Raw genomic sequence first — 21,799 nt, forward strand, 5'->3', positions numbered from 1 at the left:
GAGTTGACGTGCCGGGTGACCGCGTCGACGGCGGTGACGAAACCGGTCGAGTGTTCCATGGTCAGCTCCTCGGTACGGGTCGGGTGGAGGTACGCCCGACGAGTGCGGTGGGCAGGAGCACGTGCCCGGCCGTGGGGTCGGCGGGCGGGTCGAGCACCCCGAGGGCGAGCACGTCGGAGCAGGCCAGGACGGCGGTCGGCGGATCGGTCCGGTCCAGGAGCCCGGCGGCCGAATGGGCCGGCGCTCGTCGGTCAGGCCGGATAGAGCTCGTCGCGTAGGCGCGTGAGCAGCTCCGGAGTGCGCTCCGGGGGCTCGGCCTCGACGCAGAGCCGCTCCATGGCCAGCGCGTAGTGGTCCAGGTCGTCCCGCTTGTCGAGGTAGAGGGCGCTGGTGAGCTGTTCGATGTAGACGATGTCGGGCAGATCCTGGTCGCCGAAGCGCAGGATGCTGAACGCCCCGCCGGCGGCCGCGTGCCCGCCGGCGGTGAACGGGACGATCTGCAACCGGATGTTCGCCAACCGGGTCGCCTCGATGAGCGCGTCCAGCTGGCCCCGCATCACGTCCGGGCCGCCGAGCGGGCGGCGCAGCGCGGCCTCGTCCAGCACCGCCCACAGCTGTGGCGGGTTCGCCCGGCGGAGCAGCTCCTGACGCCGCACGCGCAGCCCCACCCGCCGGTCGATCTCGTCGGGCGCCGCCGCGCCGTGCCCGAGCAGCACCACCGCCCGGGCGTACGCGGGCGTCTGCAACAGCCCGGGGACGAACTGCACCTCGTAGGTGCGGATCAGCGCCGCCGCGGCCTCCAGGCCGAGGTAGGACTGGAACCAGCTGGGCAACACGTCGCCGTACCGGTGCCACCAGCCGGGGCTGTTGGCGTCCCGGGCGAGCTTGAGCAGCACCTCGCGCTCCTCGTCGTCCTTGACGCCGTAGAGGGTGAGCAGGTCGGCGACGTCCCGCTCCTTGAAGCCGACCCGGCCGAGCTCCATTCGGCTGATCTTCGACTCGGAGGCACGGATCTCCCACCCGGCACCCTCGCGGGTCACGCCGCTGGACTCGCGCAACCGGCGGAGCTGGGCACCGAGCAGCATACGCAGGACGGTCGGCCCGGTCGTCGGGCCGCCGTCGGCGGGAAGAGTGGTCACGTGCCGACCTCCGGCTGCCAGCTCGGCTCGGCCGGGCACCCGGCCCGGCCGACCAGTAAGCATGCCACGGACACGCGCGAAAGGTGTACCGGCCGCGCACCGGCGGTGACGGTCAGGCGATCAGGTGGTCGAAGTCGCCGTCGCGAGCGCCGAGAACGAAGGCCGCGATCTCGTCGATCGTGTAGATGAGCGCGGGCCCGTCCGGGTAGCGCGAGTTGCGGACGGCGACACCGCCCCCTCCGGGCAGCTCGGCCAGCTCGACACAGTTGCCACTGGGGTTGCTCCGGCGGCTCTTCTGCCAGTTCAGCGGGGGGAGCTGGTCGGCGGGGACACCGTTCATCGGCTGCTGCATGAAGAGGGGTCTTTCTGTTCAGGAGCCGGCCGATGCCGTTGGGGAGGAGCGGTGGCGGCGCGGAGAGAGTCGACATCGGACGCTGCTGCACGTGCATCTGCTATTGCATCTGCATCGGACCGCGAGCATGATAACCCACGTGAACGGTACTTATCTGTTCACATTGAGTTACCTAACCTGGGCCGTGACCAGGGATAACAGAGGGCAACCCGGGCACGTCACGACCCGGGAGCCGGCGTGACGGGAGGATCGGGTGCCGGATCCGATGAGTGTGGCGTCCGGCATCTGCGCCGCGGGGGCTCTGCTCTCGTCCTGGCAACTGCGCCGCCGGGCGATGCGCGCGGAGGCGGAGCTCGAGCACCTGCAGGCGGAGCTCGCCGCCGAGCGGCATGCCGCCAGCCACGACCCGTTGACCGGCCTGCCCAACCGCCGCGCCTTCTACCGGCTGGCCGCGACGCTGCTCACCGACTCCTCCGGGCGGTCGCTGGTCGCCGTGGTGCTCGATCTGGACGACTTCAAACAGATCAACGACCAGTACGGGCACGCGGCGGGTGACCAGGTGCTGATCAGCATGGCGCAGCGGCTCGCCGCCTTCGCGGGCGACAACCCCGTCGCCCGGCTCGGCGGCGACGAGTTCGCCGGCCTGCTCGTCACCCCCACGGTCGACCGGCGATGGATCGACCATGCCAGCCGGCGGCTCTACGAGATGCTCGCCGCACCCATCGCGATGGGCGGCTTCAGTCTGCGGGTCACGGCCTCGGTCGGTCTCGCCCCGGTCACCGGCCCGGCCCAGCTGACTGAGGCGTTGCGCCGGGCGGACGCCGAGATGTACCGGGCGAAGAGCCTGAGTCCGGGACGACAGGCCCGGCAACTCGTCGACACCGCCCACCTGGAGTGAGCCGGTCCGCCGGGCACCGGTTGGCTGCTCCGGTTCGGATCCCGCGAAACGGCGACCGGCTCAGCGCCTGGGCTGCCGCCGAGGACCAGGCCGGAGTCGGGGCGTCCCGGCGTGCGGCACGCCCCGACTTCCGGGGACGTCGGGGCGTGCCGGTCGTGCGGTGACTCAGACCAGGGTCGCCAGGTGTCGCTCCAGGGCGGCGTACGACTCGGCCGCGCCCTGCGTCATGCCGGTGTCGAGCATGCCGTCGCGCTCCTGCTTCGTGTCGAACCGGCTGGTGCTGGCGACGACGGTCCGCCCGTCCTGCTCGGTGAAGGTGAGCGTCTCCTCCAGCACGTGCCCGGGCATGCCCTCGTACTCGAAGGTCTGCACGATGCGCTCCGGCGCCACGATCTCCCGGAACTCGCCGCGGAACGCGTAGGAGTTGCCGTCCTTCGCCTGCTCCACGAACCGGTAACGGCCGCCCTCCCGGAAGTCGATCTCGATGTCGAGCGGGTTGCCCCGCCCCCACCAGTGCTTCAGGTGCTCCGCCTGCGAGTGCGCGGCGAAGACCAGGTCACGCGGCGCGTCGAAGGCGCGGGTGAGGGTGATCTCCAGGTCGGACGGAAGGTCGATCACGAGGTCACTGAGCTGGCTCATCGTCTTTCCCCTTCAGGCTGTCGAGGTATTCGTCCAACGTGTCGTAACGGTCGTCCCAGAGCCTTCGGTACTGGTCGACCCACTCGGCGAGGGTGCGCAGCGGGGCCGGCTCCAACCGGCACCGTCGCCACTGCGCCTCCCGGGTACGCACGATCAGACCGGCCCGCTCCAGCACGTTGAGGTGCTTGGAGATGGCCTGGACGCTGACCGGGAACGGCGCTGCCAGCTCGTTGACCGTCGCCTCGCCGGCGGCCAACCGGGCGAGGATCGCTCGGCGGGTCGGGTCCGCGAGGGCGGCGAACACGGTGCTGACCGGATCTACTGTCATCGCCTTCTCTCAACCAGGCGGTTGATAAACCGATGAGTTGAATATACGCCGTCCGGACGCGCGGTCAAGCGGAATCGCGCATCTCCGCACGGGTGTTCCGGACGGTGGGGCGGGTAACCGACAGAGAACGCGACACAGGCGGAGGAGCGAACGTGGCAACGATCCGTGCCCTGGTCCTCAACTGCACGCTCAAGCGGTCACCCGCGCCCTCCAGTTCGGAGGTGCTCGGCCGCGAAGTCCTCGATGCCCTGGCCGAACAGGACGTCGGCGGTGAGCTGATCCGGGTCGTCGACCACGACGTACGTTTCGGGGTCTCCACCGACGAGGGCGACGGCGACGGCTGGCCGGCGATCCGGGCCAAGCTGCTGGACGCCCAGATCCTCGTCATCGCCACCCCGATCTGGCTCGGGCAGCCCTCGGCCGTGACCAAGATGGTGCTGGAACGCCTCGACGCGGAGCTCCCCGAGACCGACGACGAGGGGCGCCTGCTCACCTACGGGAAGGTGGCCGGCGTGGCGGTCGTCGGCAACGAGGACGGCGCCCACCACAGCATCGCCGAGGTACAGCAGGCGTTGAACGAGGTCGGCTTCACCTGCCCCGCCGCCGGCGCCACCTACTGGGTGGGTGAGGCGCTGCACACGGTCGACTACATCGACGCGCGCCCGAAGCCGGACACCACCGACCGGACCACCAGGGCGCTCGCGCTCAACAGCGCGCACCTGGCCCGCCTGCTGGCCGAACAGCCGTACCCACCGCCGCAGGCCCGGTCCGCCGCCGTCGGGTCGAGCCGGGAGACCCCCTGACCCGCACCGCCGCGGCGAGGCGGCGAGGCGGCGAGGCGGCGAGGCGGCGAGGCGGCGAGGCGGCGAGGCGGCGAGGCGGCGAGGCGGCGAGGCGGCGAGGCGGCGAGGCGGCGAGGGCAGTATCCCTACCGGGTTGATACCTCAGAGTCATGAAGATGCCGCTGAGGTATCAAGCTCGTGGCGATGCGGGACGCCAGAGCCCGAGGGGGCGATAGAGCCTACGGTGACACCGTGATCCGCCGCTGGGCCAGCGGCCGGGCGGCCAGGATCAGCGCCAGCCGTAGCCGGCGCGCAACGCCCTGCCGATCCGCTCGAAGCGGGCCCGGTCCAGGATCGCGCCCTCGCGGCGGATGCTGTCCTCCCGCATGGTGAGCACCCGGTCCAGCCGGATCCAGCTGGGCCGCTTGTCCCGGTCCCAGTCGCCGGGGCCGAGCGCGAGCCAGTGCCGCTGACCGTCCCGGTCGCTCTGGCTGGAGAGCATCAGCCCGAACAGGGTCCGGCTCTTCCGGCCGACCACCAGCACCGGGCGGTCCTTACCCTGACGCGGGTCGTCCTCGTACGGCACCCACGTCCACACGATCTCACCCGGGTCGGCCTGCCCGTCCAGCTCCGGGGCGTACGACAGCTCGCGGCGCTGCAGCGCGGCCACCTGACGCCGGCGTGCGACCTGGGCCGGCGTGGGCTCGGCGCGTCGCTGACGGGGAATGACCGCCCCGCCCGCCCGGCTGATGCGTGCCGCCACGTTCCTCAACAGACCTGCCACGGCCAGGAAGCCTATCCGCCCGGCCCGCGCGCGCCGCGTCCAGGGACGCGCGACGGCGGACAGCGAGACGATCGGAGCTCGCCCCGACCTGGCTGATCGACTCGACCTCATTGAAATCGGGGTGATGCCGGGTCCGGGACGCCCCGACTTCAATGAAGACGAGTTGACCTTCGCGAACCTTGGCGGCGCGGGATACCGCGGCGGGGCTGACGCGAGGGCGGCCAGCGGGCACAGTGGGGCGGTGATGTCTTCCAGCGGGCCCGTGGCCCGATACGCGGAACGGATGCACCGTCTGATCGGCGGCGAGCACCATGTCGCCTCCCCGCTCGGCGCCTGGCTGCTGCTCGCCCTGGTCGGCCCGGCCGCCGGCGACGGCACCCGGGCGGAGCTGGAGGAGGTGCTCGGCGTCGACGCGGACCGGGCCGCAGCAACCGCCCGGGCGCTGCTGGACGCGCCGCACCCGCTGGTCGCCTCGGCCAGCGCACTGTGGGAGCGCACGGCGATCGACGCCCTGGCCGAGTGGCGGGCCGCGCTGCCGGAGAGCACCGAGACGGGCCCCCTGCCCGACCAGGCGGCGCTGGACGCATGGGCGCGGGAGCGCACCCTCGGCATGATCGAGAGGTTCCCGCTCACGGTGGGTCCGGAGACGCTCCTCGTCATGGCCACCGCCCTGGCCACCCGAGTCGCCTGGGCCACCCCGTTCCAAGTGGCGCCCGCCGACGAGCTCGGCCCGGCCAGCGCCTGGGCGGGCCGGCTACGCCGGGTGCTGCGGACGCCGTCGAACGGGCACACCTGCTGGATCGCCGGCACCGGGCGGGCCGGTGACGTGGCCGTGCACGCCGCCGAGGCGAGGCCGGAGCGCGCCGACGGCCGGGAGTCGGGCCTCCTGGTCGTCTCGGTCGCCGCCGCGCCGGACGTACCCGCGCCGGACGTGCTGGCGGCCGCGCACGAGGTGGCGACGAACGCGACGACGTTCCCGGGGCGGGGGCGCCGCTCCCTCTACGACCTGCCGCTGGGTGACACTCCGCTCTGGACGGTCCGTGAGGAGCGCACCCGGTCCTTCGGGCGTGAGGAGCGGCTCAGCGCGCTGCTGCCGTGCTGGAAGGCGGAGAGTCGGCACGACCTGACGGCGAAGGGGTTCGGCTTCGACACGGCCGTGGGCGCCCTCGGTGAGCTGATGGGGGCCGCGGGCATGGGCTACGAGGCGGCTCAGGCTGCGGTCGCCCGCTACGGCCGGTACGGCTTCGAAGCCGCCGCGGTGACCGCGTTCGCGGCGGTGGCCGGCCTGCCGCCGGAGGTCGTGGTCCGGGTCGCCGAGCTGCGCTTCGGCCACCCCTACGCCGTCGTGGCCGTCGCCACAGACACCCGCGACGGCGTGCCCGCCGGGCCGTGGCACGGCCTGCCGGTCTACTCGGCCTGGGTGGCCCGGCCGGAGGAGCTGCCCGAGGCGGACCTGGCCGAGGGACCGGCATGGATGGTCCGGCCGGAGTAAACGCACCCGGCAGACCTGTCCGAGCGATCTGAACTGCCCTGACCCGCCGTAGCCCGCGGGACAGGCGGTTCGGGGGCCTCCGGCCGGCGCCGGAGGCCCCACCGCTCACGCGGCTACCGGAACCTTCTCCTCCTGTTCGGCGGCGCGGGCGGCGAGCCGCCGCTCCCGCTCCTGCGCGCCGATCAGGTCGTCCGGCAGCGAATCCTCGACCTCGAGGTCGAATCGGCGCAGCAACCGGATGGCGAAACCGCCGAGGGTGATGAGCACCAGCGCCGCGCCGAAGCACACGTACGCGAACGCGGTCCCCCGGCCCGGCCCGGTGCCGATCACCGCGCCCACCGAGTCGGCCAGCGCGCCCCCCGGGGCGAACATCGGCTCGAAGAGCCCGGTGGCGGCCGGCGCGAGCAGCGCGAACCCGATCGGCAGGGTCGACCAGGAGATGGTCTGGTTCAGGCTGAACACCCGGCCGTGGAAGCGCTGCGGCACCTTGACCTGCACGATGGTGGCGTAGATGGACTGCGCCGTGGTCATCGCCATGGCCAGCCAGAACACCCCGACGCAGATCATCGCGACCGAGGCGTCCAGACCGATCAGCACGCAGCCGATCGCGGTGCCGAGGTTACCGACGAGCACGCCGATCATCCGCCGGCGCCGCGGGCCACCCCAGAGCGACATCAGCACACCGCCGGCCACCGCGCCGAGCGCCTCGGCGAGCGCCACCTGCGCCACCTGCGTCGCGGTGCCGAAGGAGAGCACCAGCGGCGTGATGAGCACCAGCGCCGGGGCCAGGAAGATGTTCCCGAGCGCGAAGTAGCCCAGCATCAGCCGGAACCCGCGGTGCTGCCACGAGTAGCGCAGCCCGTTGGCGATCGCCACCAGCAGCCGCTCCCGCGGTCGCCAGCCCAGCGCGTTCGGGAAGCGGACCACGGCCAGGGTGAGTACGGCCACGACGTAGCTGGCCACGTCGATCAGCACGATGCCCTTCAACTCGATGGCGGCCAGCAGGCCGGCGGCGAAGACCGGCATGAGCAGCATGGCGAAGCCGTTGGAGAGCTGCGTGATGCCCATCGCGTGGCCGAGGTAGCGCTTCGGCACCAGCTGCGGCACGGCGGACTGGAACGCGATCCGCTGGAACGAACCGGCCACCTGGCTCAACGCCACGAGACCGTAGATGTGCCACAGCGCCAGGTTGTCCGTCCAGAGCAGGGCGGCGAGCACCACCTGCACCGAGCCGGCGCTGCTGCTGGCGATCATCATGATCTTCCGCCGGCTCACCCGGTCGGTGATCGCCCCGGCGATCGGCAGCATCAACACGCCGCAGATCAGCGCCAGCGCCCAGAGCATGCCGAGGTTCGCCACCGACCCGGTCCGGTTGAACAGCCAGATCGGCAGCGCGAAGGCGGTCAGCGCGGAACCGGTGGTGGAGACGAGCTGCCCGGCGGTGACCGCGACGAAGCGGGCCATGCTCGGCTTGACCGTCTCCGCTCTCGGCTGCGCCTCGACGCCGACGCGCAACGTGTCGTGGACGGCCCAGCTGGCGTCCTCACCCCGCGCCGGGCGGGTGAGTTCGGCGGTGGTCCCGTCGCCGAGCGCCCGGTGCGTACGGGTGACGATCTCCGCCAGCTCGTCCGCCCGGTACTTCAGGAAGAAGTGCCCCGCCTGGTCGAGCACCACCAGCGCCAGCGTGTCGCTGAGGAACTGCCACTCCGTGTACCGCTCGATGTAGTAGTCGGTGACCGGGTCCTCGGAGCCGACCACCGAGACGATCGGGGCGCGCAGCTTCGTCGCCCGACGGTCGAGCAGCCCGGTGAAGTACTCCTCGGAGGCGCGGGAGTCGGCCCGCATGTTGCTGATGATCCGGTCGGCCTGCTCCGGATCCAGCTCGTCGGTGTCGACCCCCATCGACTTCAACCAGCTCGCGTAGTGCCGGTTGCTGCGCAGCGCCTCCAACCGGGTGCGGATGGCCGCGAAGAGCCCCTTGGGGCGGGCGAACGGGAACATCGCCCCGATGTAGAGCGCCTCCAGCTCCCGGCCGGCGGCCTCCACCTTCCGCGCCACCTCGGTCACGATGGCGCTGCCGACCCCGCAGTGGCCGTAGAGCACCAGCGGGCCCTCGACGCGCTCCAGGATCTCCTCGGCCACCCGGGTGGTCAGCTCGTCGAAGGGCAGCGCGTCCTCGGTGAGCCCGACGTCGTGCCCGGGGATGGCCAGCGACCAGAGCGCGTGCCCGGCCGGCAGGGCGTCGGCGAGCGGCTGGTAGACGATCGCGCTGCCGCCGCCGTACGGCACGCAGACGTAGGAGACGACGCGCTGGTTCGCCGGGATCGGCTTGGTCAGCTCGTAGAGCAGCCGACGCGGCCCCTCCTCACCGGCGGCGCCGGACATGAAGGCAGCCAGTTCCCGGATGGTGCGCTGCTGGAACAGGTCCATCACACCGACCGGGCGACCGCCGTGCTCCGCCTTGCGGATCTTCGCGACGACCTGGGTGGCGAGCATCGAGTGCCCGCCCAGGTCGAAGAAGTCGTCGTCGATGCCGAGCGTCGGCACGCCGAGCACCTCCGACCAGATCCCGGCGAGCAGCCGCTCGGTGTCGTCGCGCGGCTCGACGAGCGCCACCGACGCCTCGCGGGTCACCACCGGCGCGGGCAGGGCCTTGCGGTCCAGCTTGCCGTTCGGGCTCAGCGGCAGCGCGTCGAGGGTCACGAACGCGGCGGGCACCATGTACTCCGGCAGCGTCTCCTTCAGCGCCGCCTTCACCTCGGCGTGCTCGGCCGCGCCCACCAGGTACGCGGTCAGCCGCTTGTCGCCCGGGGTGTCCTCCCGGACGATCACGGCGGCCTCGGTCACCCCGGGCCGCTCGCGCAGCGCGCTCTCGATCTCGCCCAGCTCGATCCGGAGCCCGCGCAGCTTGACCTGGTGGTCGATGCGGCCGAGGAACTCGATCACCCCTCCGCTGGCGGCGGCCCCGCCCGCGGCGGGTGCGAGGCGCCAGCGGGCCAGGTCACCGGTGCGGTACAGCCGGGCGCCCGGCTCACCGGAGAACGGGTCCGGCACGAACCGTTCGGCGGTCAGCGCCGGCCGGCGGTGGTAGCCGCGCGCCAGCCCCACCCCACCGATGTGCAGTTCGCCGGCGACCCCGACCGGGCACTCGTTGCCCGCGGCGTCGAGCACGTGCAGCCGCAGGTTGGCGATCGGCGCGCCGATCGGCACGCCAGTCAGCTCGCCCAGCAGCCCCGGGTCGCACTGCCACGAGCTGACGTCGATGGCCGCCTCGGTCGGGCCGTACAGGTTGTGCAGCCCGCACCGGGGCAGCCGGGCGGTGAAGTCGACGGCGGTGGCCAACGGCAGCTCCTCACCGGAGCAGATCACCCGGCGCAGCGCGGTCGCCGCCTCTACGCCCTCCTCGGACAGGAAGACCGTCAGCATCGACGGGACGAAGTGGGCGGTGGTCACCGCCTCGGCGACCAGCAGGTCCCGCAGGTAGCCGGCGTCCTTGTGCCCGCCGGGCTTCGCCAGTACCAGCCGGGCGCCCTCGCGCAGCGGCCAGAAGAACTCCCACACCGACACGTCGAAGCTCGCCGGGGTCTTCTGGAGCACCGCGTCGTCGGAGCCGATCCGGTACGTCTTCTGCATCCAGTCGAGCCGGTTGACGATGCCCCGGTGGGTGTTCGGCACCCCCTTGGGACGGCCGGTCGAGCCGGAGGTGTAGATGACGTACGCGAGGTGCCCGGGGCCGGCCGCCGGGGCCGGATCGGTGATCGGCTGGTCCGCCCAGGCCCGCTCGTCGTCCAGGACCAGCACTGTGGCGCCGGTCTCCGGCAACACGTCGCGCAGGTGTTCCTGCACCAGCACCACCGGCGCGGCCGCGTCGGTGACCATGAACGCCAGCCGGTCGGCCGGATACTCCGGGTCCAGCGGCAGGTAGGCACCGCCGGCCTTCAGCACGCCGAGCAGGCCGGCCACCAGCTCCACCGACCGTTCCGCGCAGACCCCGACCAGGGTCTCCGGGCCCACGCCGGCCGCACGCAGCCGGTGCGCGATCCGGTTCGCGGCGGCGTTCAGCTCGGCGTACGTCACCGAGCGGCCCTCGAACCGCAGCGCGACCGCGTCCGGCGTGCGAGCGGCCCGCTCCTCGATCGGGGCGTGCAGGGTCTGCTCACGTGGGAAGTCGGCGGCGGTGTCGTTCCAGCCCGCCAGCAGCTCCCGTTCGGCCGGGGCGAGCAGGCCCAGCGCCGAGATCGGGGTGTCCGGGGCGGCCACCACGGCCCGCAGCAGCGCCCCGAGCCGGCCGGCCATCCGCGCGACGGTCTCCCGGGTGAAGAGGTCGGTGTTGAAGACCAGCTTGCCCCAGAGCCCGTCGAGGGTCTCCACCGTGTGCAGCTCGAAGTCGAAGCGGGTGGCCCGCAGCTCCATCGGCGTCCAGTCGAACGCCACGTCGCTCTCCCCGGGAACCTCGGCGTACCGCCCCATGTCGTAGTTCTGCAGCACGAACATGGCCTGGAAGACCGGCGAGCGGCTGACGTCGCGGGGCAGCCCGAGCTCGTGCACCACCTTGGCGAACGGCACCTCGCCGTGCTCCAGTGCGTCGAGCACGCTGCGGCGGGTCCGCTCCAGCAGCTCCGCGAAGGTCGGGTCGCCGGCCAGCTCGGCCCGCAACGGCAGCATGTTGATGAACATGCCGACCACGTTCTCCAGCTCCGGCGCGGAGCGGCCGGCGACCGACGCGCCGACCGCGAAGTCCTCCTGCCCGGCGTGCCGGGCGAGGAAGACCTGGTACGCGGCGAGCAGCGTCATGAACAGCGTCCCGCCGTACGCGCGGGTGAGCGCGTGCAACCCGTCCGTGGTCGCCTTGTCGAGGGTGAACTCCACGAAGTCGCCGCGGTAGGTCTGGGTGGCCGGCCTCGGCAGGTCCAGCGGCAGCTCCAGCGGGGTGATCCCGGCGAGGCGCTGCTTCCACCACTCCAGGTGCCCGTGCGCGGCCGGCCCGGCCAGCTCTCCGGCCTCCCAGACCGCGAAGTCGCCGTACTGGACCGGCAGCGCCGGCGGCTCACCGCCGCGGTAGAAGGTGACCAGGTCACGCAGCAACAGGTCCACCGACCAGCCGTCCCCGACGATGTGGTGCTTGCCGAGGAAGAGCACGTGCTCCTCCGGCGACAGCCGGATCAGCAGGGCGCGCAGCAGGGGCCCGCGCGCCAGGTCGAACGGTTCGGCGGCGGCGGCCTCGACCAGCGCCTGCGCCGCCGCCTCGTCGGGCGCCTCCACGATGGTCAGCGGCACCTCGACGGTCTCGTCGACGACCACCGTCGGCCGGCCGTCGGCGTCCGCCGGGAAGCGGGTGCGCAGCGACTCGTGCCGCCGGGTCAGGCCGTCCAGTGCCGCGCGCAGCGCCGGCACGTGCAGCGGGCCGCGCACCCGCATCGGCACCGCGATGTGGTAGGCCGCCTCCCCCGGCGCGAGCTGGTCCATGAACCAGACCCGTTCCTGGGCGTACGAGAGCGGCACCTCGGCGTCCGGCGGACGCACGGTGATCCGCGCCGCGGGGGCGGCGGCCTGCCGCCGCCGCAACCGTTGCGCGATGAGGGCCTGCCGAGCGGCATCCCGCGCCGGGTCCTTGAGGTCGGTCATGAGGGCTTGTCCTTCTCCGCCGCGAGCAGCGCGGCGACCTCGGTCTCGGAGAGCCCGTCGAGCTCGGCGGCGATCCGCTGCTCGATCTGGGCGGCCAGGTCGGCCACCACCGGGCTGGTGAACAGGGCCCGCATCGGGAGTTCCACCTCCACCTCGGCCCGGATGCGGGCCATGGCCCGCATTCCGCGCAGCGAGTTGCCACCGAGGGCGAAGAAGTCGTCCATCGCGCCGACCTTGTCCACCTGGAGGATCTCGGCGTAGACCTCGGCGACCAGCGCCTCGGCCTCGGTGCGCGGGGCGACGAAATCGTCGGCGGTGCCGGTGGTCTGCGCGGCGGGCAGCGCCGCGACGTCCAGCTTGCCGTTCGGGGTGAGCGGCAACGCGGCCACCGCCACGAAGGCGGTCGGCACCAGATGCGCGGGCAGTTCCCGGGCCAGGTCCGCGGCGAGCGTCGCCGGGTCGGCGGTGCCGACGAGATAGCCGACCAACTCCGGCTCACCGGAGTCGGCACGCACCACCACCGCCGCCTCCCGCACGTCCGGCCGGGCGAGCAGGGCCGACTCGATCTCGCCGAGTTCGATGCGCATGCCTCGGATCTTCACCTGGTTGTCGCGGCGGCCCAGGTACTCCAGCGTCCCGTCGGGCCGCCAGCGGGCCAGGTCGCCGGTGCGGTACATCCGCTGCCCCGGCGTCCCGTACGGGCAGGGCAGGAAGCGCTCCGCGGTGAGGCCGGGTCGTCCCAGGTAACCGCGGGCCAGCTGGTCGCCGGCGACGTACAGCTCGCCGACGACGCCCGGCGGGACCGGGTTGAGCACGGCGTCGAGCAGGTACACGCGGGTGTTCCAGGTGGGACGGCCGATCGGCACCGGGCCGGGCGGCACCGGCTCTCCCGGCGTGATCCGGGCCGCGACGCAGCCGACGGTCGCCTCGGTCGGGCCGTACTCGTTGATCACCGCGACGTCCTCGTGCCCGGCCCGCCAGCCGGCCAGCTGCTCCCCGGTGAGCGCCTCGCCGCCGATCACGAGGTCGGCGGTGGGCGACAGCTCCGCCGCCAGCAGCGGCAGGTGGCTCGGGGTGACCTTGAGGAACGTCGGGCGGCCGCCCGTGCGGGCGGCAGGGTCGTCGAACGCCGCCAGCCGCACCGTTCCGCCGGCGGTGAGGGTGCCGAGCAGGCCGGTGACGGTCAGGTCGAACGAGACGGGCGAGTGCAGCAGCGTGGTCCCGGCCAGCCCCGGATAGGTGTGCCGGGCCCAGGCGAGGTACGCGGTCACCGCCCGGTGCTCGACCACCACACCCTTGGGCCGCCCCGTCGAACCCGAGGTGTAGAGCACGTACGCCGGGTGCTCGGGGCGCAGCGGGACGCGGCGGTCGGCGTCGGTGAGGTCGCCGTCGGCCAGCTCCGCGCCGGTGCCGGCGTCGAGCACCAGCGCCCCGGCCGGGACGAGACCGGCGGTGGCGGGCGTGGCCAGCACCAGGGCCGCTTCGGCGTCCTCGATCAGGTACGCGATCCGGCCGGCCGGGTGGGTGGTGTCCACCGGCACGTAGGCGGCACCGGACTTGAGCACCGCGAGGATCCCCACCACCAGCTCCGCCGAGCGGGGCAGTGCGAGCGCCACCCGGGTCTCCGGGCCGGCGCCCCGCGCCACCAGCAGCCGCGCGAGCCGGTTGGCCCGACCGTTCAGCTCGGCGTACGACAGCGCGACGCCGTCGTGGACCAGCGCGGTCGCGTCCGGGGCGGCCGCCACCTGCCGCTGCACCTGGTCCACCACCGTGGACGCCGGCACCTCGTGCGCGGTGTCGTTCCAGCCGGCCAGCACCCGCTCCCGCTCGGCGTCGTCGAGCAGCGGCAGCGCCGAGACCCGCTGCCGCGGATCGGCGACGGCCGCCTCCAGCAGGCGGACGTAGCGGGCGACGACGGTCTCCGCGGTGGCCCGGTCGAAGAGCGCGGTCCGGTAGACCAACCGGCTGGTCGTGGTGGTGATGTCGAAGGCCAGGTCGTCCTTCGTGGTGCCCAGCGCCACCGCGTCCAGGCCGGAGGCCGGAATGTAGTTCAGCGCGGTCTGGAAGATCGGCTGCACCGACGGGTCCCGCTGCGGTGCGACGGTCTCGACGAGCCGCTGGAACGGGGTCTGCCCGTGCTCCAGCGCGTCGACAAGTCCGTCGCGCACCCGGACGAGCAGGTCGGCGAAGGTCGGGTCGCCGGCCAGGTCGCAGCGGAGCGCGACCGGGTTGACGAACATGCCGATCAGCGGCGTCAGTTCGGGGTTGTCCCGGCCGGCGGTGGAGACACCCACGACCACGTCCTCGTCGCCGGAGATCCGGGACAGCAGCGCGGCGAACGCGGCCAGCAGCACCATGTACGGGGTGGCCGACCTGCCGGCGCCGAGTGCCGTCGCCCGGTCGAGCAGCCCCTCGGGGAGCTCGAAGTGGACCTCGTCCCCGGCGAAGCCGAGCTGGGCGGGGCGGGGTCGGTCCAGCGGCAACCCGGTCGCGGCGGGTGCCCCGGCCAGCCGTTCCCGCCAGAACGTGAGCTGACGCTCCAGCTCCGCGCCGGTGAGCTGTTCGCGCTGCCAGACCGCGAAGTCGGCGTACTGGATGGGCAGCTCGGGCAGCTCGGCCGGCCCGCCGGTCAGCGCGGCCCGGCTGAGCGCGGCCAGTTCCGCGACGAAGAGCACCGACGAGTGGCTGTCGAAGAGCGCGTGGTGCACCACGAACAGCAGCGCCACCCGGTCGTCGGCGAGCCGGTGCAGCCGGGCCCGCCACAGCGGCGGGGCGTCCAGCGGGATCGGCGTGCGCGCCAGTTCGGTCAGCTCGGCGTGGTACCGCTGCTCCTGCTCGGCGCCGCTCAGGCCACGGAGGTCGACGACGGGCAGCTCGAAACGCTCCGCCGCGCGGACCACCTGCACCAGCGTGCCGTCGTCGACCCGCAGGTGGGTGCGGAGCGTCTCGTGCCGGGCCACGAGCTGGTTGAGCACGTCGCCGGCCTGCTCCGGGGTGATGCCGTCGGGGAACCGCCACGGGTTGGAGATGTTGTAGACCGGCGAGGCCGGGTCGAGCTGGTTGGCGATCCAGATCCGTTCCTGGGCGAAGGAGGCCGGGAAGGTCCACTCCTGGGTCATGACGCCGTCTCCCGTACGCTCCGCGGCCGCATGTCGGTCCAGACGGTGTCGACGTGCGCCAGGCACTCCTCGCGGCTGCCGGTGAACCCGGCCTCGTGCCAGCCCGCGGGCAGTTCCCGGTCGGTCGACCAGATCGAGTACTGCTCCTCGTCGTTGCGGACGACGAGGAATCGGGGTTCGGCCATCACTTCGCTCCGTTGCTCTCAGGGGTGTGCGGCTCGGCCATCGCGACGGCGATCTTGCGGGGGCCGGTGAACGGCTCACGGCCGTGCGCGGCGGTCATGTTGTCCACCACCAGCACGTCGTCGCGCTGGTAGTCGAAGCGGACGCTGGCGGCCCGGTACGCGGCCCGCAGGTGGTCCATCACGTCGGCCGGGATCTCCCCGCCGTCGCCGTAGTAGGTGTTCGACGGCAGGTCCTCGGTGCCGAACATGGCGAGCAGCCCCTCCTGGTAGTCCTTCGGGAGGGTGCTGAGGTGGAAGAACGTCGCGTGGTTGAACCAGCGCGGGGTGTCCGACCCGGGACGCAGGTGCACGGCGTCGCGGACCGCCCGGGTACGCAGCCCGTCCTTGCCGCGCCACTCCAGCTGGATCCGGTTGGCCGCCGCGTACGCCTCGACCTCGGCCCGGTCGTCGGTGTCGAACACGTGCCGCCACGAGGTGCCGAAGTCCTCGTGGAAGTTACGCACCAGCATCCAGCGACGCCTGATGAACTCCTCACGCACCTGCGGGTCGATCTCCCGGTACACCCGCCGCACGTCGGCGAGCGGGGTGGCGCCCTGCGTCTGCGGCGCGGTCACGCAGTAGAAGAACAACGTCAACGGCCAGCGGGCCTGGTACGAGTTCTCGTTGTGCAGGAAGATCTCCTCGTCCGGCGGGTAGTCGGTCGAGGTGTAGACCCGCCCCTTGATGGCGTGCCGGGGTGACGAGCGCTCGGTGTAGGTCAGCGGCTCGCCGGACAGGGCCCGGACGACCTGGTCGAATCCGTCCACCCCGCCGACGTCGAAGCCGCGGAAGAGCAGCCCGCCGTGCTCGACCAGGGCGGCGCGCAGCTCCACCCGCCGGTCGGCGATGAGTTCGGTGAGGGCTCGGCCGTCGTTCTCGACGACCACCGGCAGTGTGGCGATCGTGTCGCTCATGGGTTCTCCAACTCCTGTTCTCATGGTCAGGCGCGCGGCAGTCGCGGGATGGCGGGGATGGCCGCGGCGGTCGGCGGCTCGTCGGTGGCGGGAGCGGCGGCGCGCAGCTCCTCGATCCGGGCGGCGAGGCCGCCCACGGTGGGAGTCTCGAAGAGGCTGCGCATCGGCAGCCGGACACCGGTGGCCTTACGCATCGCCGCGATCAGCTGCACCGCCACCAGCGAGTTGCCGCCGAGGGAGAAGAAGTCGTCGTCGACCCCCACCTCGGCCACCCCGAGGGCGTCCCGCCACACCTGGGCGAGGGCGATCTCCAGCTCGCTGCTCGGCGCGGCCGATCCGGCCCCGGACGCGGCCGGAAAGGCGGCGGCCTCCGACTCCACCTCGAGGTTCTCCGTGGTGACCCGGCCGGCCCGGTCGCGGATCTCGGCCACCGGGCGGGTGGCGATGACCACCTGCGCCCCGAGCCCGGCGGTGAGGCTGCGCCGGAACGCCTCCGCCCCGTCCACCGGCCGGATGTCCTCAGCCGGCCCGGCCGGCGTCCCCTCGGCCGGCGTGGTCGCGGTCAACCCGCCGGTCACCGCGCCCTGATCGACCCGGCGCAGCACGAAGTCGCTGATCGCGACCAGCTCGTGGCCGGCCTCGTCGCGCAGCCACAGGTCGGCGGAGACCACCTCGTCGGTGGCGGCGGCCCGGTGCCGCAGGTGGCTGGTGAAGCGCGCCGGCAGCGGCCCGCGCACCACGATCCGGCCGTACGACAACGGCAGGTAGGTGCCGGAGCCCTGGCCGCGACCGAACGCCGTGGCCACGTCGAGCAGGGCCGGGTGCAGACCCCACGCGGACAGGTCGCCGGCCGCCTCGGCGGGTGCCTCGACGCGCGCCAGCTCCTCCCCCTCGCCGAGGTGGTGCTCCCGCAGCGCCTTCCACCGTGGACCGAACGTCAGCATGCTGGTACGACCGCGGCCGAACGAGGCGTCGTCGTCGACGCGGCGGCCGGAGACGGTCGCCTCCCGCGCGGGCGGGGCCGGCTCGGTGGTCCAGGCGGCGCTGCCGTGCACGTGCGTCCGCGACTGCCCGCCGGCGAGGCTGCGCACCGTGAAGTCGACGCCCTCCCCGGTGGGGGTGAGCTCGACCCGGTACTGCGCCAGCGTGCCGTCCGGCACCGCGAACGGTTCGAGGAAGACCACGTCGCGGAGCTCCACCACCGCCTCGGCGGCGGGGGCGGGCACGGCGGCGGCCACCGCGGCGCGTACCGACTCCAGGTGCGCGGTGCCCGGCACCACCGGCACTCCGCCGATGCGGTGCTCGTCGAGCAGCCAGTGGGTGGCGGCCGAGACCAGCCCGTGCAGGACGGTGCCGTCCGGTCCGGTGACCCGGGTGGTGAGCACCGGGTGGTCGACGCTGCTGGTCACCGTGTCCCGGCCGGCCGCGCGGAAGCCGGCCGGCACCTCGGTCTCGACGGCCATGCCGACCTCCGCCCAGCCGCCCCAGTTCTGGGACAGCACCGGGGCCTGCCAGCCCTGGCCGGAGCGGGCGTGCGCGTCCAGGAAGGCGTTGGCGGCGCAGTAGTCCACCTGCCCGAACCCGCCGATCACCGCGGTGATCGACGAGCAGAGCACCACGAAGTCCAGCGGAAGGTCACCGAAGACCTGCGCCAGCGCGAGCGTCCCGGCGATCTTCGGCGCGAGCACCCGTTCCGCCTCTGCCCGCTGCTTCACCTCGGCCATGCCGCCGCCGGGCAGGCCGGCCGCGTGCACGATGCCGTCGATCCCGCCGTACGCCTCCTCCGCGGCGGCCCGCACCCGGCGCAGGGCGTCGGGGTCGGTGACGTCGGCGGCGAGCACCAGCACCTGGGCGCCGGCGGCCTCCATCCGGCGGATCGCCGCGATCGCCCGCCCGGACCGGTCGTCGCTGCCGTGCACGGCGAGGTGGTCGTCCCACTGGTCGCGCGGCGGCAGCCCGGAGCGGGCCAGCAGCACCAGCCGGGCCCGCGCCCGCCGGGCGAAGTCCTCGGCGAGGGTGATGCCGATGCCGCCCAGACCGCCCGTGATCACGTACCGGCCGCCGTCGCGTAGCGCGCCCGGCTCACCCTCGGCGTCCAGGGTTACCTGCTCGTAGTCCGCCACCCAGCGGCGAGCGCCCCGCAGCGCCAGCTCGGCCCGGGCCGGGTCGTGCGGGCGGCGCACTTCGGCCACCAGGGCCTGGCCGCCGTCGTCGGTCGGGTCGGCGTCGACCAGCCGGACGGCGAGCCCGGGCAGCTCGGCGGGGAGCACCCGGGCCAGCCCCGCCAGGGTGGCGTGCTCCGGCCGGACCAGGTCGTCGCCGCGTACGTCGCCGACGCCGGCGGTGACCAGGTCCAGCGTGACGGTCTCCTCGGCGGCGGTCACGCCGGCGCCGGCGAGCGCCTGCACCAGGTGCAGCGCGCTGAAGAAGCCCCGTTCCTGCGCGGCCCAGGTCGCCGTGAGGTCGGTGCCGGTGGGCGCACCGTCCAGCGTGAACGCGTGCACGATCCGGGTCGGTACGCCGTCGGCGGCGAGCGCGGCGACCAGCGCGTCGTGGTCCTCCCGTGCGCCGGGGCGCAGCCGGTAGCCGGTCGGAGTCGCGGCGAACCCGTCGCCGGGGCGTACCTCCACCGGGTCGGCGCCGGCGGCCCGCAGCCCGGCGAGCAGCGCCTCGCCGCGCGGACCGTCGACGAGCACCAGGCAGCGGCCCAGCGGCGCGGTGCCCGGCTGCGGGGCGGCCTGCCGCCAGACCGGCACGGCGAACCACTCCGGCAGCGGGCGCGGCCCGGTCTCCACCGCCGCCGTCACCTGCTGCTCCGGGTCCGGGTCGACCCAGTAGCGGCGCCGCTCGAACGGGTAGGTGGGCAGCGGCACCCGCCGGGCCTGCGGATCGGCGCCGAGCCGCAGCGGTGTGCCGGCGCACCAGAGCACGGCGGCGGCGCCGAGGAGGGTGGCCAGGTCGCCGGTGGTGTCGCCGGGGCCGGGGAGGCTGCCCAGCGGGGTGAGCCTCCGCTGCTCGGGCGAGGCCTTGGCGACCTGCATGCGGGCGAGGTTGGCCAGCTGTTTCCCGGGCCCGCACTCGACGAGCTGCCAGGTGCCCTCGCCGAGCAGGGTGGCCACGCAGTCCCCGAAGCGCACCGGCCGGCGCAGGTGCGACGCCCAGTACGCCGGGTCGGTGGCCTGCTCGTCGGTGATCCAGGTGCCGGTGACGTTGGAGAGGAACGGCACCGCGGGCGGGCGCAGGGTCACCGACGCCATCAGCGCGGTGAACTCGCCGAGGATGGGCTCCATCATGGGTGAGTGGAAGGCGTGCGAGGTGCGCAGCAGCTTGCTCTTGCCCTTGAGCTGCTCGGCGAAGGCGGCGACGGCCGCGGTGTCGCCGGCCACCACGCAGGTGCCGGGGCCGTTGACGGTGGCGACGGCCAACCCTTCGGGTAGCCGCTCGGCGATCGCCGACTCGTCCAGCGAGACGGCGAGCATCGCGCCGGCCGGGAGGGACTGCATGAGCCGGCCGCGGGCGGCCACCACCCGCAGCGCGTCGGGGAGGCTGAGCACCCCGGCCACGGTCGCGGCGACGTACTCGCCGATGGAGTGCCCGATCATCGCCGCCGGCCGCGCACCGGCCTCCTGCCAGAGCCGGGCCAGCGCGTACTCGATCACGAAGAGGGCGGGCTGCGTGTAGCGGGTCTGCGTCAGCTTCTCGCCCGCCTCCGGCTCGCGGTCCAGGATCAGGTCGCGGAGGTCCAACCCCAGCTCGGGGCGGAGCAGCTCGGCGCACTCGTCGACGGTCGCCGCGAAGGCGGGCTCCTCGGCGTAGAGCTGCGCGCCCATGCCGGCGTACTGGGCGCCCTGGCCGGAGAAGAGGAACGCCAGCCGGGGTGCGCTCCCCTCGGCCACGCCGCGCTGCACCCGTCGCGGGTTGCCGAGAGCGGCGACCGCGTCGGTCAGGTCGGTGACGGCCACGGCCGCCCGGTGCGGGTACTCCCGCCGGCCCACCCGCAGCGTGTGCGCCACGTCGGCGAGGTACTCCGGACCGGCGTCGGCGGCCTCGACGAGGCGTGCGGTGAGCCGCCGCACCGCGTCGTCGAGTGCGCCGGCGGTCTGCGCCGAGACGTGCAGCAGCTGCGCCGGACGCACCCGGCGCGGGCTGCGGTACGCCGCCGGCGCCTGCTCCAGCACCACGTGGGCGTTCGTGCCGCCGATGCCGAACGAGCTGACGCCGGCGCGGCGCGGAGCGTGCTCGGTGTCCCACTTGGTGAGGGTGTTCGCCACGTAGAACGGGGTGTCGGCGAAGTCGATCGCCGGGTTCGGCGTCTCGTAGTTGATCGTCGGCGGGATCAGGCCGTGCTCCATCGCGAGCACGGTCTTGATGACGCTCACGATGCCGGAGGGCTGGCTGAGGTGGCCGATGTTGGACTTCACCGAGCCGATGCCGCACCAGCCCCGGTCGTCGGTCTCCCCGCCGTACACCGCGGAGAGCGCGGTCACCTCGATCGGGTCACCCAGGGCGGTGCCGGTGCCGTGCGCCTCGACGTAGCTGATGGTGCGCGGGTCGACGCCGGCCATCGCGACGGCCTGGGCGATCGCCTCCGTCTGGCCGTCGATGCTCGGGGCGGTGAAACCGACCTTGCCGGCGCCGTCGTTGTTGATCGCGTTGCCGAGTACGACCGCCCGGATCGCGTCGCCGTCGGCGATCGCGTCGGAGAGCCGCTTGAGCAGGGTGACCCCGGCCCCGCTGCCCCACACGGTGCCGTTCGCGCCGGCGTCGAAGGGCCGGCACCGCCCGTCGGGCGAGGTGAAGCCGTCCATGCCGAGGTAGCCGACGTGCGGCAGTTCGATGTTCACGCCGCCGGCGAGCGCCATGTCGCACTCGCCGTTGCGCAGCGCCTCGCAGGCCAGGTGGAACGCGACAAGCGAGGTCGAGCAGGCGGTGTGCACGGTGAGGCTCGGGCCGCGCAGGTCCAGCCGGTACGACACGTTGGTCGCCACGTAGTTCGGCGAGTTGCCGGTGGCGATGGAGACGGCGCTGTGCGGGCTGCCGCCGACGCGCTTGTTGCGCAGCACGTTCCGGTGCAGGTACATGTTGCCGCCGGTGCCCGCGTACACGCCGACCGCGCCGTCGTAGCGGGACGGGTCGTAGCCGGCGTCCTCCAGCGCCGCGTGGCAGGACTCCAGGAAGAGCCGGTGCTGCGGATCGGTCATCGCCGCTTCCCGCTCGGTCATCCCGAACAGCGCGGCGTCGAACTCGTCGTACCCGTCGACGAGTGGGGCGCGATTGACCCAGCCGGGGTCGTCCACCTCCTCGACGGAGGCGCCCCGGGCCAGCTGCTCCTCGCGGGTGAGCTCGGTGACCGACTCCACCCCGTCGACCAGGTTGCGCCAGAACTCGTGCACGTCCGCCGCGCCGGGCAGGCGGGCGGCCATCCCGACGATCGCGATCGGCTCGATGCCGTCGCCGTCGCCGGACAGGTCGGTTGCGGTCGGAACGTCCATCACGGTGTCCT

At 73.4% G+C, this 21,799-nt stretch carries 13 protein-coding genes; 3 read left to right on the forward strand and 10 right to left on the reverse strand.

Annotation, left to right across the window (positions count from 1 at the left end):
• Nucleotides 1-251: 251 nt before the first annotated feature.
• Together E1211_RS05405 and E1211_RS05410 are read right to left on the reverse strand one after the other, a co-directional pair.
• A complete protein-coding gene (locus E1211_RS05405; protein ID WP_132346012.1) occupies nt 252-1,139 on the reverse strand; it encodes a helix-turn-helix transcriptional regulator in 888 nt (295 codons plus the stop codon).
• Between the two features lie 112 nt (nt 1,140-1,251).
• Entirely contained in the window at nt 1,252-1,491 is a 240-nt protein-coding gene (locus E1211_RS05410) for a DUF397 domain-containing protein (RefSeq protein ID WP_132346014.1), read from the reverse strand.
• Nucleotides 1,492-1,744: 253 nt separating this feature from the next.
• Between E1211_RS05410 and E1211_RS05415 the strand changes: the two genes are divergently transcribed.
• Nucleotides 1,745-2,389 carry a GGDEF domain-containing protein gene (locus E1211_RS05415; RefSeq protein ID WP_132346016.1) on the forward strand — a complete coding sequence of 215 codons (645 nt, stop codon included), beginning with the start codon at nt 1,745-1,747 and terminating at the stop codon, nt 2,387-2,389.
• 165 nt (nt 2,390-2,554) lie between these two features.
• Here E1211_RS05415 and E1211_RS05420 read toward each other — a convergent pair whose 3' ends face one another.
• Nucleotides 2,555-3,028 carry an SRPBCC family protein gene (locus tag E1211_RS05420; RefSeq protein WP_132346018.1) on the reverse strand — a complete coding sequence of 158 codons (474 nt, stop codon included), beginning with the start codon at nt 3,026-3,028 and terminating at the stop codon, nt 2,555-2,557.
• Complete coding sequence (locus E1211_RS05425) at nt 3,012-3,356, reverse strand: helix-turn-helix transcriptional regulator (protein ID WP_132346020.1); 345 nt, start codon at nt 3,354-3,356, stop codon at nt 3,012-3,014. Before E1211_RS05425 ends, E1211_RS05420 begins: the two co-directional genes overlap by 17 nt.
• Before the next feature lie 152 nt (nt 3,357-3,508).
• Between E1211_RS05425 and E1211_RS05430 the strand changes: the two genes are divergently transcribed.
• A complete protein-coding gene (locus E1211_RS05430; RefSeq protein WP_132346022.1) occupies nt 3,509-4,159 on the forward strand; it encodes a flavodoxin family protein in 651 nt (216 codons plus the stop codon).
• Between the two features lie 268 nt (nt 4,160-4,427).
• Here the strand turns inward: E1211_RS05430 and E1211_RS05435 are convergent, their stop codons facing one another.
• Nucleotides 4,428-4,922 carry a type II toxin-antitoxin system PemK/MazF family toxin gene (locus E1211_RS05435; protein ID WP_132346024.1) on the reverse strand — a complete coding sequence of 165 codons (495 nt, stop codon included), beginning with the start codon at nt 4,920-4,922 and terminating at the stop codon, nt 4,428-4,430.
• Between the two features lie 283 nt (nt 4,923-5,205).
• Here E1211_RS05435 and E1211_RS05440 point away from each other — a divergent pair, with 283 nt between their 5' ends.
• On the forward strand, nt 5,206-6,414 hold the full coding sequence (locus E1211_RS05440; protein WP_243709357.1) for a serpin family protein: 1,209 nt from the start codon (nt 5,206-5,208) through the stop codon (nt 6,412-6,414).
• Between the two features lie 105 nt (nt 6,415-6,519).
• Here E1211_RS05440 and E1211_RS05445 read toward each other — a convergent pair whose 3' ends face one another.
• The 5 genes from E1211_RS05445 to E1211_RS05465 are packed head-to-tail and all read right to left on the reverse strand — an operon-like array spanning nt 6,520 to nt 21,788.
• Nucleotides 6,520-12,039: a non-ribosomal peptide synthetase/MFS transporter gene (locus tag E1211_RS05445; RefSeq protein WP_132346026.1), complete on the reverse strand. Its 5,520-nt coding sequence runs from the start codon at nt 12,037-12,039 to the stop codon at nt 6,520-6,522.
• Complete coding sequence (locus tag E1211_RS05450) at nt 12,036-15,158, reverse strand: non-ribosomal peptide synthetase (RefSeq protein WP_132346028.1); 3,123 nt, start codon at nt 15,156-15,158, stop codon at nt 12,036-12,038. The genes E1211_RS05445 and E1211_RS05450 overlap by 4 nt, the downstream gene beginning before the upstream one ends.
• Nucleotides 15,155-15,343, reverse strand: a complete 189-nt coding sequence (locus tag E1211_RS05455; RefSeq protein ID WP_132346030.1) for an MbtH family NRPS accessory protein — start codon at nt 15,341-15,343, stop codon at nt 15,155-15,157. The genes E1211_RS05450 and E1211_RS05455 overlap by 4 nt, the downstream gene beginning before the upstream one ends.
• Nucleotides 15,343-16,296 (reverse strand): TauD/TfdA family dioxygenase, encoded by a 954-nt coding sequence (locus tag E1211_RS05460; protein ID WP_132346032.1) that lies wholly within the window; start codon nt 16,294-16,296, stop codon nt 15,343-15,345. Before E1211_RS05460 ends, E1211_RS05455 begins: the two co-directional genes overlap by 1 nt.
• Nucleotides 16,297-16,322: 26 nt before the next feature.
• The gene (locus E1211_RS05465; protein ID WP_132346034.1) at nt 16,323-21,788 is read right to left on the reverse strand and encodes a type I polyketide synthase; all 5,466 of its coding nucleotides are present in this window, start codon (nt 21,786-21,788) and stop codon (nt 16,323-16,325) included.
• Between the last annotated feature and the right edge of the window lie 11 nt (nt 21,789-21,799).

It is taken from the genome of Micromonospora sp. 15K316, assembly GCF_004348525.1.
In the GTDB taxonomy this organism is placed as follows: domain Bacteria; phylum Actinomycetota; class Actinomycetes; order Mycobacteriales; family Micromonosporaceae; genus Micromonospora.